Annotated in this window: 14 protein-coding genes; 13 read left to right on the top strand and 1 reads right to left on the bottom strand. The window is 40.6% G+C overall.

Annotation, left to right across the window (positions count from 1 at the left end; translation table 11 throughout):
* The first annotated feature begins 2 nt into the window (after positions 1-2).
* The 10 genes from ACSVH6_RS07935 (at position 3) to ACSVH6_RS07890 (ending at position 11,117) form a co-directional block, all read left to right on the top strand.
* Entirely contained in the window at positions 3-950 is a 948-nt protein-coding gene (locus tag ACSVH6_RS07935; protein WP_438077257.1) for a GSCFA domain-containing protein, read from the top strand.
* Between the two features lie 75 nt (positions 951-1,025).
* Positions 1,026-1,397 (top strand): hypothetical protein, encoded by a 372-nt coding sequence (locus tag ACSVH6_RS07930; RefSeq protein ID WP_438077255.1) that lies wholly within the window; start codon positions 1,026-1,028, stop codon positions 1,395-1,397.
* Between the two features lie 27 nt (positions 1,398-1,424).
* Positions 1,425-3,266, top strand: a complete 1,842-nt coding sequence (locus ACSVH6_RS07925) for an outer membrane protein assembly factor BamB family protein (RefSeq protein ID WP_438077253.1) — start codon at positions 1,425-1,427, stop codon at positions 3,264-3,266.
* Between the two features lie 64 nt (positions 3,267-3,330).
* Positions 3,331-4,743: a hypothetical protein gene (locus tag ACSVH6_RS07920; RefSeq protein WP_438077251.1), complete on the top strand. Its 1,413-nt coding sequence runs from the start codon at positions 3,331-3,333 to the stop codon at positions 4,741-4,743.
* 93 nt (positions 4,744-4,836) lie between these two features.
* Complete coding sequence (locus ACSVH6_RS07915) at positions 4,837-5,379, top strand: DUF6252 family protein (protein WP_438077249.1); 543 nt, start codon at positions 4,837-4,839, stop codon at positions 5,377-5,379.
* A gap of 131 nt (positions 5,380-5,510) precedes the next feature.
* Positions 5,511-6,014, top strand: a complete 504-nt coding sequence (locus ACSVH6_RS07910; protein ID WP_438077247.1) for a hypothetical protein — start codon at positions 5,511-5,513, stop codon at positions 6,012-6,014.
* A gap of 34 nt (positions 6,015-6,048) precedes the next feature.
* Positions 6,049-6,324: a hypothetical protein gene (locus ACSVH6_RS07905; protein ID WP_438077245.1), complete on the top strand. Its 276-nt coding sequence runs from the start codon at positions 6,049-6,051 to the stop codon at positions 6,322-6,324.
* 56 nt (positions 6,325-6,380) lie between these two features.
* The gene (locus ACSVH6_RS07900; RefSeq protein WP_438077243.1) at positions 6,381-8,288 is read left to right on the top strand and encodes a tetratricopeptide repeat-containing sensor histidine kinase; all 1,908 of its coding nucleotides are present in this window, start codon (positions 6,381-6,383) and stop codon (positions 8,286-8,288) included.
* Complete coding sequence (locus tag ACSVH6_RS07895; protein WP_438077240.1) at positions 8,278-10,227, top strand: tetratricopeptide repeat-containing sensor histidine kinase; 1,950 nt, start codon at positions 8,278-8,280, stop codon at positions 10,225-10,227. Before ACSVH6_RS07900 ends, ACSVH6_RS07895 begins: the two co-directional genes overlap by 11 nt.
* Positions 10,228-10,469: 242 nt before the next feature.
* A complete protein-coding gene (locus ACSVH6_RS07890; RefSeq protein ID WP_438077238.1) occupies positions 10,470-11,117 on the top strand; it encodes a response regulator in 648 nt (215 codons plus the stop codon).
* Here ACSVH6_RS07890 and ACSVH6_RS07885 read toward each other — a convergent pair.
* Positions 11,114-11,422 carry a rhodanese-like domain-containing protein gene (locus tag ACSVH6_RS07885; RefSeq protein ID WP_438077236.1) on the bottom strand — a complete coding sequence of 103 codons (309 nt, stop codon included), beginning with the start codon at positions 11,420-11,422 and terminating at the stop codon, positions 11,114-11,116. The two genes, ACSVH6_RS07890 and ACSVH6_RS07885, sit on opposite strands and share 4 nt — an antisense overlap.
* A gap of 90 nt (positions 11,423-11,512) precedes the next feature.
* Between ACSVH6_RS07885 and ACSVH6_RS07880 the strand changes: the two genes are divergently transcribed.
* The 3 genes from ACSVH6_RS07880 (at position 11,513) to paaA (ending at position 14,406) form a co-directional block, all read left to right on the top strand.
* Positions 11,513-12,088: a TetR/AcrR family transcriptional regulator gene (locus ACSVH6_RS07880; protein ID WP_438077234.1), complete on the top strand. Its 576-nt coding sequence runs from the start codon at positions 11,513-11,515 to the stop codon at positions 12,086-12,088.
* 115 nt (positions 12,089-12,203) lie between these two features.
* A complete protein-coding gene (gene paaE / locus ACSVH6_RS07875) occupies positions 12,204-13,277 on the top strand; it encodes a 1,2-phenylacetyl-CoA epoxidase subunit PaaE (RefSeq protein WP_438077232.1) in 1,074 nt (357 codons plus the stop codon).
* A 172-nt stretch (positions 13,278-13,449) separates the two neighbouring features.
* Positions 13,450-14,406: a 1,2-phenylacetyl-CoA epoxidase subunit PaaA gene (gene paaA / locus ACSVH6_RS07870; protein ID WP_438077230.1), complete on the top strand. Its 957-nt coding sequence runs from the start codon at positions 13,450-13,452 to the stop codon at positions 14,404-14,406.
* The last annotated feature ends 1 nt before the right edge of the window (position 14,407 follow it).

Raw genomic sequence — 14,407 nt, 5'->3', positions numbered from 1 at the left:
CCATGAAATTTTCGACTAAAGTACCTATTGTTCCCACACCTCATTTGATTGATTATCATTCAAGAATAACTACTTTAGGCTCTTGCTTTGCCGACAATATGGGAGAGAAATTAGACTATTTCAAGTTTCAGAATACCCTCAATCCGTTTGGCATTATTTTTAATCCCGATTCGATAGCGCAACTGGTGACCAGAGCGGTTACCAAAAGGTATTTTACAGCACAGGACATCTTCTTTCATCATGATTTGTGGCACTGTTACCAAGTGCATTCCCAGTGGAGTCATCCGGATAGAGAAACCTTCCTGAGCCTTTTGAACGAACAGCTTGAATTGACTTACACCAGCATAATCGAATCCACCCATTGCATTATTACGTACGGAACGGCATGGGTTTATACAGCAAAAGAGTCAGGAGCTATTGTAGCCAACTGCCATAAGGTACCGCAAAATCAGTTTGACAAAACAATACTTTCGGTCAATGCTATTCAAAACGCTATTCAGGAAACCATTAACACCATCCGAAGTGTTAACCCTGAGTGCCATTTTATCTTCACGGTTTCTCCGGTGCGTCATCTCAAAGATGGTTTTGTGGAAAACCAACGCAGCAAAGCCCATTTGATTACCGCCCTTCATGAAGTGCTGGCGACATCGGAAAGGGTTGCTTATTTTCCTTCTTACGAGATTTTGATGGACGAGTTGCGCGACTACCGTTTCTATGCGGAAGACATGCTGCATCCCAGCGCTGTTGCCATAGACTACATCTGGGATTGTTTTTGCGAGAACAGTATTGACAGCAATTGTTTTTCCGTGATGCGGGAGGTAGACAGCATCCAAAAAAGTCTGGAGCATCGCCCATTTAATCCCGATACCGAGCAACACCAAAAGTTTGTGGCGTCACTCAATCAAAAGATTATCAGGCTTCAAGAGCAGTTTCCCCGGTTTCAATTTTAACAAATACGACATTTGTCGTATTTCTTCGTTTGGGTTTTAGGTATAGGTTTGTTATGAACTAACAACCTAATTAATATGAAAACCCTTAAACCCTTATTGTTGTTCACTTTTTTTCTCCTGTGTACAACAAAAGCTTTGGCGCAACGACCGCTGCTTACCGATGAAGAAGTCGTAAGCGAAATGGTCACCAAAGAAATTGACCAAGTCTTCCACTCAGAAGAATTTACCAAAAAGAAAAACAAAAAATTTGCCGACATCAAAGGAACCATGGTCATTGATATAGGCGTGGTCCAAAACGGAAAGGTTTCTTCTTTCTTTAAAGTTGACAGTGATATTAAGAATATTGATTTCATCAATTTCATGTCAGACTACATCCTGCAACACAAGTTTCAATTCAAATTAGAAAAGCAGCAGCGTTATAAAATACGCTACATCGCTACATTTTAAGAACCTAACAATAAAAACATAAAAACCATGAAAAAAAGTATTGTAATGATGTTGACGCTGGTTTTGGCGGGAACATTTCAGGCAGAAGCCCAGTTTGGGAAACTATTAGGCAAAGGCAAAGGCGCCGGAAAGAAATCAGGAAACTTTGCCACCGTATGGGAATCGGAGTTTGACAATAAAGCCACCCGATTGGCATTATGTGACGGTGACGGTCAGTATATTATCGGGACCGATGATAACTCTGCTTCCGTTTTGGATGCAGACGGAAAAGCGATTTGGAACGGGGATTATAAAAAATTAACCACCAATAAAACCAACAATTCCGAATACCAATACACCATTTGGAAAGACAAAGGGGGGTATTTGTTTCTGTTTGATAAAAGAAGCTTGGGTACCGACCGCGTAGCGGTGTTGGATTTGGCGACAGGGAAAGAATTATGGAATTCAGAACTCTATCAGGATTTAATTCCAAAAGGCGGAGCCAAAACAGAAGAAGGTACCGATGAAGGCGAGTTGGAAACTGTGAAATACATCAATGAGTTGGATGCGTTCTTAATTTCACAAAGAAATTCCGTGATTTTGGTTAAAGCCAATACCGGAGAGAAGATTTGGGAAACCAATCGTTTCAAAGGAGGTGTGGGGAAATATGTGTATGATGCCAAGCGAAACGAAATCATCATGGTGAATTTCAAACCTACGGCTTTGGGCGCTTTGTTCTCCGGATTCAAAAACCAATTGGTACGCATCAATGCGGCTAACGGAGAGGTGCTTTGGGACGCCACGTTTACCGGTACGATTGAAAAAGAATTGGTCACCCGCAGAGCGATTATTGATTTGTGGATTAAGGGAGATAAAATTTTCATGTACTTGGACGGGATGAATGTGTATGATTACAACACCGGGCAAAAAATATGGAGTGTGAACTATGAAAATGACATGGGCGGAGCCAATGGCGGCTTGTTCAGCGGCGGGAAACGTTCCAAAATATACAGAACTATTGCCGATCCATTGTTCACTGATGATGCCGTTTACATCGTTATCTTAGGGACTCGGGACAGAACGAAATATGTGGAAAAACACGACCTGAATTCCGGGAAACTGATTTGGGCTTCCGAGAAAATCACCGGCGCCTTCTGTATGCCGAATATCTATAAAGCCAATGATAAGATTTTGGTGCAGGTAGGGGGTAAAGTGCAGGTACAGGAATACCGATTGGAAGAGACTTCAGGCGGCGTGGCCGGCGGTTTAGGAGCACTCGGCGGTTTTGGTGGTGGTAGTATGAAACAATGGGTGCCTTACATCTATTGGGATTACAAAGCTCAGAAAAACTCTGTTTTGTGTTTGGATGATAAAACCGGAACCACCGCTTGGCGTTCCGAGAAATTTGACAAACGTATTACCGATTTGATTTTAGATGATAACAAAACGGTTTTTGTAGGTGATGGTGATGAATTCTATAGCTATGACATTGCTTCGGGTACTCAGCGTTACGATGTAAAACACAACGATGCCAAAGTGGGTAAAGCTACGGATGTGATTGATTTTGGAGACAAAGTAGTGGTGCTTTCCGAAAAAGGATTGGCGGCTTACAATAAAGCTGATGGTTCCCGCGCCTATGCCTCCGAAAAAATAAAAGGCGTGGATTATTTCTATCACATAGGAGATAACTATTTCCTCAGAGATCAACGCAACAGCAAAAACATCATTTACGGTATTGACATGACCAATGGGGAAACCAAAGGTTCTGTGCAATCCAAAGGGAAAGGCGGAAGTCCTAAGTATGGTGCCGGTATTGATATTACTTCCGACGGGGAATACATTTTTGCTTTCAAAGGCAGAAAAGTAGAAAAAATTAAAGTGAACAATTAGTTGGTTTTTTTTGGATAATGCTCAAGGGCTGCAAGCAATTGCAGCCTTTTTTACACTCAAAGCGATGAAAACAATTTTAGTATTTATTGCCTTTTGCTTTTCCGGCAATCTTGCTGCACAACAAGTGCAGTGGGCGAACAAAACCATAAAATATTCTACCGATTTGGGAGGCAAGCAAAACGGAATTAAAAGAATATTGGGAAAACCCGACGCTTTTCCGCAAGGCGGACCAAGCCCCAATGCCTGGATGCCAAAACAGGCATTGGACGGTTATGAATGGGTAGAAGTAGGTTTTGAAAACCCGCAAACGGTAAAGCAAGTGGCCGTTTTTGAAAACCTCAATGCCGGCTGTGTTGTTAGGATTGCAGTAGATAACGGTTCCGGGAAATACCAAACCGTGTGGTCACGCAAGCTGAATTATAAAACACCCACTTTTAAAGCGGTACTGCCTGCCGACCGTAATTACTATTTCAAACGCAAAAGAAGAAAGATTCAGGAAGCGCCTGAGGTGCTGAATCCCGGAATAGAACATGCCATTCTGGATAATGCAGTCTCCGGAGTGGTGGCTGTTCGGGTAGAGTTTAATTTTGCTTTATTGCCCGGTCAAAAACAGGTGGATGCCATTGGGATTTCGGATTCTGAAGTGCCCATTGAAGCGACCGTAAACACGATACCGGCTTTTGAGCAATTGCCAACGGCAACCGTTATTCCGACCGGAGCAGTTTTGCCTGAAAACTGTTTTGTCTCCTATGATGGTCAAAAGCTTTTCATGACTGACGGCACCCAAGACAAGGAAGTCATTTATTCCTGTACTCAAAATAATGGCTCCTGGTCATTGCCTGTATTGGAAAGTGATTTGTTGAATACCAATGACACTTACAACTACATTGTCGCCCATTATCCTGCTTTTATATTGAAAGGCGGCAAGAGTTACAGTAAGGGAACGGGTGAAACCGGCTATGAGTTTTTGGATAAAAATTACCAGCCGATAGGTTTGTTAAAAATTGCAGGGTATTCCAATTACGATCCAACTACTTCGGCAACCATTACCGAAGATGCCAAAACCCTTGTGATGGGCATTGAAACCGATATGACGCAAGGAGGACACGATTTGTATTTTGCCACCAGGAAAGAGGACGGCACTTATAGTTTTTTGCAAAACATGGGCAAAACCATCAATTCGGCCGCTGAGGAGTCATCGCCTTATTTGCTCTCTGACCAACACACCTTATTGTTTTGCAGTAATGGGTTCAGTTCCTATGGCAGCTACGATATTTATGTAACCTACCGATTGGACGATACGTGGAAGAAATGGTCGGAGCCCATTAATCTGGGAAGCAAAGTGAATACAAGTGATTATGAAGATTTGCCTTTTTATGATGAAAAAAAGGAAAAGCTGTATTTTATATCTGTTGATGACGGACATCAGGTCTTGAAGAGTATAGCACTTCCCAAGGCAGATTTGATTAAAAAATAAACAGGGATTTAGTGTTAAAAATACGACAAATGGCGTATTGATTGTAGTGGATTTAAGGAACAAATTTGTGATATAACTTATAACCTTAAAAATATGAAAACAATGAAACAATTTGGATTTGGACTGGCTTTGATTTTAACAGCAGTACTATCGTCATGCAGTAGTAGTAGTGACGGAGGCGGAGGGGGCTTTAGCGGGCCTGCCACGGGAAGCTTTGTAAAAGCCAATGCCGGCGGAGCCAGTATTTTGGCTCAAGGACAATATGCCAATGGAGACTATGTTAGTGGAAACTTGGTGTTGCAAGGGACAACGATGGACGGAAAATCAGTGAACATTCAGTTGTATGCGATGGACGGATCATTAGAAGTTGGTACCTACAACGTAAGTGCCACCAATACGGAAGATAACTATGTGGGCAGTTTGTCGTTAATTGAAATTAACACCAGTACATTTCAAACGACTACCTACAATTCCCAGATATGTGAAAATGCGAGCGGAACAATTGATATCACTTTTATTGATGATACCAAAATAGAAGGAACCTTCAGTTTTACAGGGAAAGAACTTAAAGAAAACGAAGATTGTTCCGGTGGGACTAAAAACGTGACCGACGGTTCATTCCGTTTGGAGTTGTAAACGTGGTTTTATTTGAGAAAGTGAAAAGGCCTGAGTTCGGGCCTTTTTTTATGCAACAATACGACAGTTGCCGTATTGTTTGAACCATCTTTTCGGCACAAATTTGTGGAATAACTCAAACCCTTAAAAAAATGAAAACAGTAAAATTATTCGGTTGTGCCCTTTTCGTTATGGCAGCAACTTTATGGACTTCCTGCAGTAGCAGCAGTGATGGTGACGGCGGCTCCGGCGGAACGCAAGGCATTACTTTTAAAGCAGACGGTACAGCGGTAACCGCCAGCAGTGTAGATGCTACCCTGTACAGCAATTCGGTTGCCGGAGGAAGATACATTGATGTGTATGCTTTTCAGGGCACCAATCAAATTTTGGAATTCCATTTTCCTCCCAAAACAGGAAGTTTTACGGCCAATCAAACGATGGACATGTCGCATTCGTGGTTGACCTATATGACCAACAACGGGTTGGATTATCCGGGTGATTATTTTGGTTCTACTTCGGGAACGATCAATGTAACTACTTGTGATACCATTAATAATAAAATTGTGGCGACGTTCAATTTTGTAGGTGATAACGGCACGGTGACCAAAACCATTTCGGAAGGGACCTTGAACATCAACGCCATTTCGCACGACTAATTTTTTGTTATTGATTGTTTTGAGCCTTGTTCCTATGCTGACTTTTTTACTTCTTTTATCGGTTATTTTTTTAACGATTATCGGATACTTGCTTTATAAAATTCAAACCGATCGGTTGAGGTTTAAAGGCAAAATCAGAGTATTGGAAGACTTTATCGTACAAGTCAGCCGGGAGCAAACCGCTCAAAACAATCAATTGCTTTTATCCGAAGAGTTAAAGCAAAAACTGAAAATCATCAATGCCACGCTCAACAAGGATATTTTTGACTTGAATTACCAATTGTTTGAAGAATTACAGTCAAGAAAATAAACAAGTTAGGTTGAAATTTTAACATTTATAGTATATTTATGCTATAATACCTTCAGATGAAACGCACTATTCTTTCACTTTGTATCAGCCTTGTTTGTTTGGTTTCCGGTTATGGACAGGAGATTCAAAAAACACTCATCAAAGCGTTTCAGTCCCAAGACTCCTCCGATTATTATTTTAAAATAGCCAAAAAAAGCATTAAGACCACGGCTGATGAAGCCGAGTATTTCTTTTGCAAAAACGCGCGTTGTGGCGATTACGACCAACCTGACAGTGCCTTGGTTTATGGAGAAAAAGCTATAGGGCTACTTAAAAAAACCGGAAATAATGATGCCTTGCTGACCGTGTACAACAACATGTCTAAAGTATATCGGAAGCAAGGACAATACGACAAAGCCATCCGTTTCTCGTTAGAAGGGTTGAAACTGGCCGAAAAAACGAACCGGCAGAATTGGATAGCGTTCTTCAATACCAACTTATCGCTGACCTATCACGATTTTGAAAACTTTAAAAAGGGTGTTTTTTATGGCAAAAAAGCACTGGCTATTTGGCTGAAAGATAAAAAGACAACCCCGAGCTATATCGCCAATACGCTCAATGCCATTGCGATTAACTACGACGATTGGAGTAAACCGGACAGCGCCCTGTATTACCACAAAAAGGTTTTTAACTACATCAAAGGCAAGGATACTTTGGATATTCCGGATACGTACAACAATATCGGGAATACGCTTTTAAAGCAAAAAAAGTTCAAAGAAGCCCAGCGCTGGATTGCTACGGCATTGAAAATTTGTGATGTCAAATTCAGTCAAGGTCAACAACTCAAAGACAATAATTACTATTACGAACGGGCAGCGTATTATACTAATTTGGCCAATATTGCTTATGAATTAGGTGATTTTACCAAAGCGGAGACCTTGTTCAAATCGGCGTACTATTATGCCAAAATGAGTAATAATGCCGAGAAGCTTCGTGATTATTATTTCCAAAAAGCCCAATTTGAGAAAAAGCGAAACAACCTCGAAAAAGCGGTACAGGAACAGGATAACTACATCCGGTTGCGCGATTCTGTTTTTGCCGTAGAACGTGATCAGAAGTTTGCTGAACTCGAAGCCAAATACCAAAACGAGAAAAAGGAAAAGGCATTGTTGCAGTCCAAAACCAAAATCCTGCAGAAAGACAACGAAATCAAAAAGAAGAACATTCAGGCCATTGTTTTGGCGGTAGTTATTTTGGGTATTTTAATCGTTTCCTATTTGGTTTACCAGCAGCAAAAACTCAGAAACAAACAGCAACAGCAGGAGTTTGAACTCAAGTCGGCCATTGCCAAAATCGAAACACAAAACAGGCTACAGGAACAGCGTCTGCAAATATCACGGGATTTGCATGACAATATCGGGTCGCAACTCACGTTCATCATTTCATCGATAGACAACATCAAATACGCTTTCAATTTGAAAAACGACCGGCTTGATGGAAAATTGAGCACCATAAGCTCGTTTGCCAAGGCTACCATCATTGAGCTTCGGGATACCATTTGGGCAATGAATCACAGCCAAATTACCTTTGAAGATTTGCAAACCCGCCTCCATAACTTTGTAGAAAAAGCCAAAGAAATAAAGCCGGAGGTTGTTTTTGATTTTGTAGTTGAAGAGCACTTAAAGACGGTTACATTTTCTTCTATTGAAGGGATGAATATCTATCGGACCATTCAGGAAGCCATTCACAACAGCATCAAATATGCCGAAGCCCAAAGCATCACTATTGAAGCAAAATCACTTCATGACAAAATGCAAATCACCATTCAGGACAACGGGAAAGGATTTGATGAAGCAATGGTGGAAAAAGGATATGGCTTGCAGAACATGCAAAAAAGAATTGAGGAAATTGGAGGCACCTTCCATCTTCAGAGTGACACTTCCGGAACAAAAATAACATTGCTTTTAAATGCTTATGAAAAATAAATTACTGCTTATCTTTTTGCTGTTGAGTTTGCCAAATGCGTTTTCACAAAAGGCTCAGGATATTATTGACGGGTTGAAGAAAGAACTGAAAGCCAATCCGGATGACCGGAAAACCGCTTCGATTTATTCGGATTTGACGTGGTATTATTCGAAAGTTGCGATTGATTCGGCTTTGCATTACGGAGGAAAAGCGGTTGTTGAGTCCAAGAAACTGGGTGATTCAACACTTCTGGCCCAGGTATACAGCGATATAGGAGCAGTGTATTTTATCAAAGGCGATTTTTTGAATTCAAAATTAAATTATCTCACGGCCTACAACATCAGAAAGCTTCGAAAAGATGCCAAAGGCTTGGCCAAAATCAACAATAATTTAGCCAACATTTATGAAAAAACACATCAATACAAGCAGGCAATGTCAACCTTTTTGGAAGCGTTGGAGTATTTTGAAGCCGTAAAAGACGAAAAAAACAGCAGTATCACTAAGGGGAATATAGGGCTCATTTTACTCAAGTTAAAAAATTATCCGAAGGCTTTGCAGTATATCAACGAAGTTGTTGTTTATCAGGAAAAAAACGGTTTTACAGAAGAGTTGTGTGTGTCTTGTCTCAATTTGGGTAACGTTTACCTTCAGATGCAGGACACCGTTAATGCCTTAAAGTTTTATGACAAAAGCGTGAAAGCCTGTACGGCTGTGGGAAATAAAAAAGGAATATCAAGCGGGTACAACAATATCGCCTCCATCAAAACCGAACAGAAAAAATCAAAGGATGCCCTGCGGTTTTATGAAAAATCAAAGCAAGTCAGAGAGGAGTTGCATTCGGATTTGGACAAAGCCAATTTTGACCTGAATTTGGCACAGGACTATTTGGTCAATAAAAAATATCGGGAAGCCCAAAAGCTATTGCTATCTACCCGGCCTTTTTATGAACAAACCCGTTGTAACGAAAAACTGCAGAAGAACTACAAGTCACTCATTACCGTGTATTCCTATTTGAATAAGCCCGACAGTGTTGCTTTTTATGTGGATAAGCTGGCGGTTTTAGACGAGCAATTATTGGTAGACAAAACGGTCAAACAAACCACTGAACTCGAAACCAAATACCAAACCGAAAAAAAGGAAAAGTTACTGCAAAAATCCAAAGCTGCCATCGCCATACGTGAACTGGAAATTAAGAAACAGGAAACCCAGTTCTTGGTTTTGGGCTTAGTTTCTTGGGGGTTGTTGATTATCATATACCTGATTTACCGCCAACAAAAGTTAAAGAATAAACAGCAGCAGCAGGAGTTTGAACTCAAATCTGCGATTGCCAAAATAGAAACACAAAACAAATTACAGGAGCAACGTTTACAGATTTCCCGCGATTTACATGACAATATTGGGTCGCAACTCACGTTTATTATCTCTTCGGTAGATAATATTAAATACGCTTTCGAGATTCAGAATCAGAAATTGGACCACAAACTTTCGAACATCAGCAATTTTGCTAAGTCTACTATTATTGAGCTTCGCGATACAATTTGGGCCATGAACCACAGCGAAATCACCTTCGAGGATTTAAAAGCCCGTATCCATAATTTTGTGGAAAAAGCAAAAGAAGTTAGGCAGGATATAGCCTTTGATGTCACCATTGAAGACAGCTTAAAACCAATCACTTTTTCTTCGGTTGAAGGAATGAATATTTACCGAACCATCCAGGAAGCGATAAACAACAGTATCAAATATGCCGAAGCCAACAGTATCAAAATAGATATCCGTAAGCGGCAAAATAGCATTGACATTACCATTGTCGACGATGGTAAAGGTTTTGATAGTACCACAACGGCACTTGGCAACGGAATTCAGAATATGAAAAAAAGAATTGCCGAGATTAACGGAACTTTTGCTCTTCAATCAACACCCCAAGCCGGAACAACCATCACCATTAATTTGATTTCTTAAGCAAACCCATCGCAGTTTAAAACAGAAAATACGGCAGATGTCGTATTTTTTTTATGCCGAATAGTGTCCAAATTTGTGATACCAAGTGGTATTGATAAAAGAAAAACAATAGGTTGTTTTTATTGTTGTCCTTTCCAAACGTTAATTTTTCAAGCGAATTAACGCTCTTGGAAAGGACTTTTTTTATTAAGTCGCTTTTACTTAAAAAAAAAAATAACCAAATTTGTTATAAACTTCCAGCCATGCCCATACGAATTGCCATAGTAGACGATAATGTTTTTTTGCAGAAAGCCGTAGCCGAAAAGCTGTCTTTTTTTGACGATTTGGTGTTGAAGTTTACCGCTATTGACGGCAATGACATTCAGGAACAACTCGAAAAAAATAAAAACATCGACTTGATTTTAATGGATATCGAGATGCCGGTTTGCAACGGAATTGAAGCTACCAAAATCATCAAAACCAAATACCCGCAAATCAAAATCATCATGCTGACCGTTTTTGACAACGATGAAAATATCTTCAACGCCATCAAAGCCGGAGCAGACGGATACCTGCTCAAAGAAGTCAACCCTAAAGAATTGCATCAGGGCATTGTGGAAACGCTGAACGGCGGTGCTGCGATGAATCCGTCTATCGCCTTGAAAACCTTAAAGCTGTTGCGGAACCCTGTCAAATTTGAAGAAAAATGTGAGGAAGATATAAAGCTTACCAACCGCGAAGTGGAGGTTTTGGAACAACTTAGTAAAGGCTTAAATTATAACATTATTGCCGATAATTTGTTTCTTTCACCATCCACCGTGCGAAAACATATCGAGAATATTTACACCAAACTACAAGTGCACAACAAACTTGAAGCCATTCAAAAAGCTAAGAGTAACAACTTGATTTAAAGTTTTCCTTCCAGGCTTTGCCAACCGCCGCCATTAATCACTTCGATGTTATGACTTTTTAAAACAGACGCTGCCTGAGCACTGCGCATTCCCGAACGACAACAAACAATTACCGATTTGTTGAGATTTTTAATCTCGTTTACTTTGGTTTGAATCGTGTCCAACGGAATATTTTTGGATCCTTTAATGTGTCCTTCCCGAAATTCACCGGCGGTTCTTACGTCAATAATCACAGCGCCTTTTGATACAAAATCCTGTATGCTTTCTGATTTTCCGCCCAATCCTAAGATGTCTAATAATCCCATAATCTTTTTTCTGCAAATTTATATCCTTACTGCTGTCCTTGCTGTAACAAAAGTTACGCAAATCAAAAATAACTGTATATTTGAAAACCGATGAAAATTACAGATAGAAAAACTGAAATTATAACCGTTGCCGCCAAACTCTTCAAAGAAAAAGGATACAGCGCCGTAACCATGCGCGATATTGCGCAGGCTATGGATATCAAGGCAGCGAGCCTCTACAATCACATCAAATCCAAACAGGAGATACTGGTTTTGATTATTGTTGAAATTGCCGAAGAGTTTACCCGAACCATGGATGATGTAGTGCATTCCGGAGAAAACACCATCAAAAAGATCGAAAAAATCATCCAATTGCATATTGATATTACTTTGCGCGATGCCAATGCTTTAGCCTGTTTGAACAATGACTGGATGCATTTGGCCGATACAGAGTTGGCTTATTTCATCAAAATGCGCGAAGAATACGAGGAAAATTTCCGAACCATCATTCAAAAAGGAATCGCTGATAACGAAATCAAAAACCTCAATCTAGAGGTGATTATTTTTTCCATACTTTCCACTTTGAGAACATTGTATCTTTGGTACGGAAAGAAAAAAAGTCCCGATCCCAAAGTGCTTAAAGCCAATATGATTCAGGTTTTGTTAAACGGAATTGTAATACAATAATGGCGAACCCTCCCCAAGCTGTTAAAATTTCAAACGTTGTAGTTCCTTTTTAATAAATAATACTTAATTTTGCATAGTAAACTAACAACTGTTAGTTTTATTTTAAATCAGATTTATGGCAAAATTTCATAGCATCAAAGTTGCTGATATTTATAAAGAAACCAAAGATTGTTCGGTTATCACTTTGGATATTCCAAAAGAAATTCAAGCCGAATTTCAATACAAACAAGGACAACATTTAACATTGCGAACCACCATAAACGGCACCGAGGTGCGTCGTTCGTATTCGCTATGCTCCAGTCCTTTGGAAAACAAATGGCAGGTGGCCGTCAAAAAAATTACCGACGGTTTGTTTTCCACTTTTGTCAACCATACGCTGAAAAAAGGAGATGTTTTAGATGTTATGCCGCCCAACGGAACGTTCTTTACGGAAGTCGATTCAAAAAAAGCCAAAAATTACATCGCGTTTGCGGCCGGAAGCGGTATCACGCCTATACTTTCCATCATTAAAACGCATTTGGCTGCTGAGCCCAATAGCACGTTTAAGCTATTTTATTTGAACGGAACTGTAAAATCTATTATCTTTAAAGAAGAAATCGAGCAGCTGAAAAACGTATATTTCAACCGCTTCGAAATCTTTTATTTCCTAACCAAAGAACATCGCTCTTCCGAACTTTTCAATGGTAGATTTACCAATGAAAAAATCGAAGTACTGACCGATAAAATCATCGACATTCCCACCACGGATGAATGCTTCATTTGCGGTCCCGAAGAAATGATTTTCCTGTTACGCGATGCATTACAAGCCAAAGGATTGCCGGCCACCAAGATTCACTATGAATTATTCAACACCGGACTTTCCGAAGAAGACAAACAACGCATCAGCAAAATTGTAGAGAAAAAAGTCGAAGGAACAGAAGTGACCATCATCGATGGAGGTAAGGAGTTCCACTTCGTCATGGGCGAAGATTTCGATAACATTCTCGACGGAGCCATAGCCGCGGGAGCCGACTTGCCTTACGCTTGCAAGGGCGGAGTTTGCAGTACCTGCCGTTGTAAAGTGGTTGACGGTTCTGTTGAAATGAAACTCAACTATTCCTTAGAACCCGATGAGGTGGCTAAGAATTTTGTACTGAGTTGCCAAGCCGTGCCGACTTCCAAAAAAGTGGTGGTCGATTTCGGATTATAGGAGCGAAAGGCTCGGGCAGTTTCAGAAACCCTATTCCCGCTTTCCGCGTTACATGGTAACTGCTGCAATCGGGGCTAATGAGTAAAAGAATTGAATAAAAAAATATAATCGTTCAAAGTTACTGCAAAGTAAAATATTACGGCGACTGAACTGGAACACAACCCTAAAAAGTATGTCAGAACAAGAAGTTAAAAATTTAGAAGCCCTGTTTCAGGCTCGTATCGACAGAGACGAGAAAATTGAACCCAAAGAATGGATGCCCGAAAAATACCGACAAACCCACATTCGTCAAATTTCGCAGCACGCCCACTCTGAAATCGTAGGGATGCTTCCCGAGGCTAATTGGATTACCCGTGCGCCATCATTGCGAAGAAAGGTAGCCTTGTTGGCCAAAATCCAGGATGAAGGCGGACACGGATTGTATTTGTACAGTGCCGCAGAAACTCTCGGAATTTCCCGCGAAGAAATGTACGAACAATTGCATTCCGGAAAAGCCAAGTACTCCAGCATATTCAATTACCCAACCATAACTTGGGCCGATATGGGTGCCGTAGGTTGGTTGGTTGACGGTGCTGCCATTATGAATCAGGTGGCATTAATGGGAACTTCTTATGGGCCTTATGCCCGCGCTATGGTTCGCATTTGTAAAGAAGAAAGTTTTCACCAACGTCAAGGTTACGAAATCTTACTGACTCTTTGTAACGGTACGCCCGAGCAAAAAGCCATGGCACAAGATGCGCTCAACCGTTGGTGGTGGCCATCCTTAATGATGTTTGGTCCTAAGGATGAAGAATCACCTAATACGGAACAATCGGTAAAATGGAAATTGAAACGCAAAACCAACGACGAGTTGCGTCAACAATTTGTGGACCAAACGGTTCCGCAAGCCAATATTTTAGGATTAACCATTCCGGACGACAAACTGAAATGGAATGAAGAGCGCAAACATTATGATTTTGGAGACATCGACTGGGATGAGTTCTGGCAAGTGGTAAAAGGCCACGGAAAGTGTAACAAACAGCGACTGGAAGCCCGAAAATCAGCTTGGGAAAACGGAACTTGGGTACGTGATGCCGCTGTGGCTTATGCCGAAAAACAAGCAAATAGAGAAGAAAAGAAAGCAATATAAT

The sequence above is a fragment of the Flavobacterium sp. XGLA_31 genome (assembly GCF_051547105.1).
Classification (GTDB): Bacteria; Bacteroidota; Bacteroidia; order Flavobacteriales; family Flavobacteriaceae; genus Flavobacterium.
Note: the sequence above shows the minus strand (reverse complement) of the source record. Positions and strands in the feature narration are given on the sequence as shown.

Excerpts from the sequence above, each read along its gene's own strand:
- ACSVH6_RS07935 (WP_438077257.1), top strand. The coding sequence starts at position 3 with ATGAAATTTTCGACTAAAGTACCTATTGTTCCCACACCTCATTTGATT.
- ACSVH6_RS07930 (WP_438077255.1), top strand. The coding sequence starts at position 1,026 with ATGAAAACCCTTAAACCCTTATTGTTGTTCACTTTTTTTCTCCTGTGT.
- ACSVH6_RS07925 (WP_438077253.1), top strand. The coding sequence starts at position 1,425 with ATGAAAAAAAGTATTGTAATGATGTTGACGCTGGTTTTGGCGGGAACA.
- ACSVH6_RS07920 (WP_438077251.1), top strand. The coding sequence starts at position 3,331 with ATGAAAACAATTTTAGTATTTATTGCCTTTTGCTTTTCCGGCAATCTT.
- ACSVH6_RS07915 (WP_438077249.1), top strand. The coding sequence starts at position 4,837 with ATGAAAACAATGAAACAATTTGGATTTGGACTGGCTTTGATTTTAACA.
- ACSVH6_RS07910 (WP_438077247.1), top strand. The coding sequence starts at position 5,511 with ATGAAAACAGTAAAATTATTCGGTTGTGCCCTTTTCGTTATGGCAGCA.
- ACSVH6_RS07905 (WP_438077245.1), top strand. The coding sequence starts at position 6,049 with ATGCTGACTTTTTTACTTCTTTTATCGGTTATTTTTTTAACGATTATC.
- ACSVH6_RS07900 (WP_438077243.1), top strand. The coding sequence starts at position 6,381 with ATGAAACGCACTATTCTTTCACTTTGTATCAGCCTTGTTTGTTTGGTT.
- ACSVH6_RS07895 (WP_438077240.1), top strand. The coding sequence starts at position 8,278 with ATGAAAAATAAATTACTGCTTATCTTTTTGCTGTTGAGTTTGCCAAAT.
- ACSVH6_RS07890 (WP_438077238.1), top strand. The coding sequence starts at position 10,470 with ATGCCCATACGAATTGCCATAGTAGACGATAATGTTTTTTTGCAGAAA.
- ACSVH6_RS07885 (WP_438077236.1), bottom strand. The coding sequence starts at position 11,422 with ATGGGATTATTAGACATCTTAGGATTGGGCGGAAAATCAGAAAGCATA.
- ACSVH6_RS07880 (WP_438077234.1), top strand. The coding sequence starts at position 11,513 with ATGAAAATTACAGATAGAAAAACTGAAATTATAACCGTTGCCGCCAAA.
- paaE (WP_438077232.1), top strand. The coding sequence starts at position 12,204 with ATGGCAAAATTTCATAGCATCAAAGTTGCTGATATTTATAAAGAAACC.
- paaA (WP_438077230.1), top strand. The coding sequence starts at position 13,450 with ATGTCAGAACAAGAAGTTAAAAATTTAGAAGCCCTGTTTCAGGCTCGT.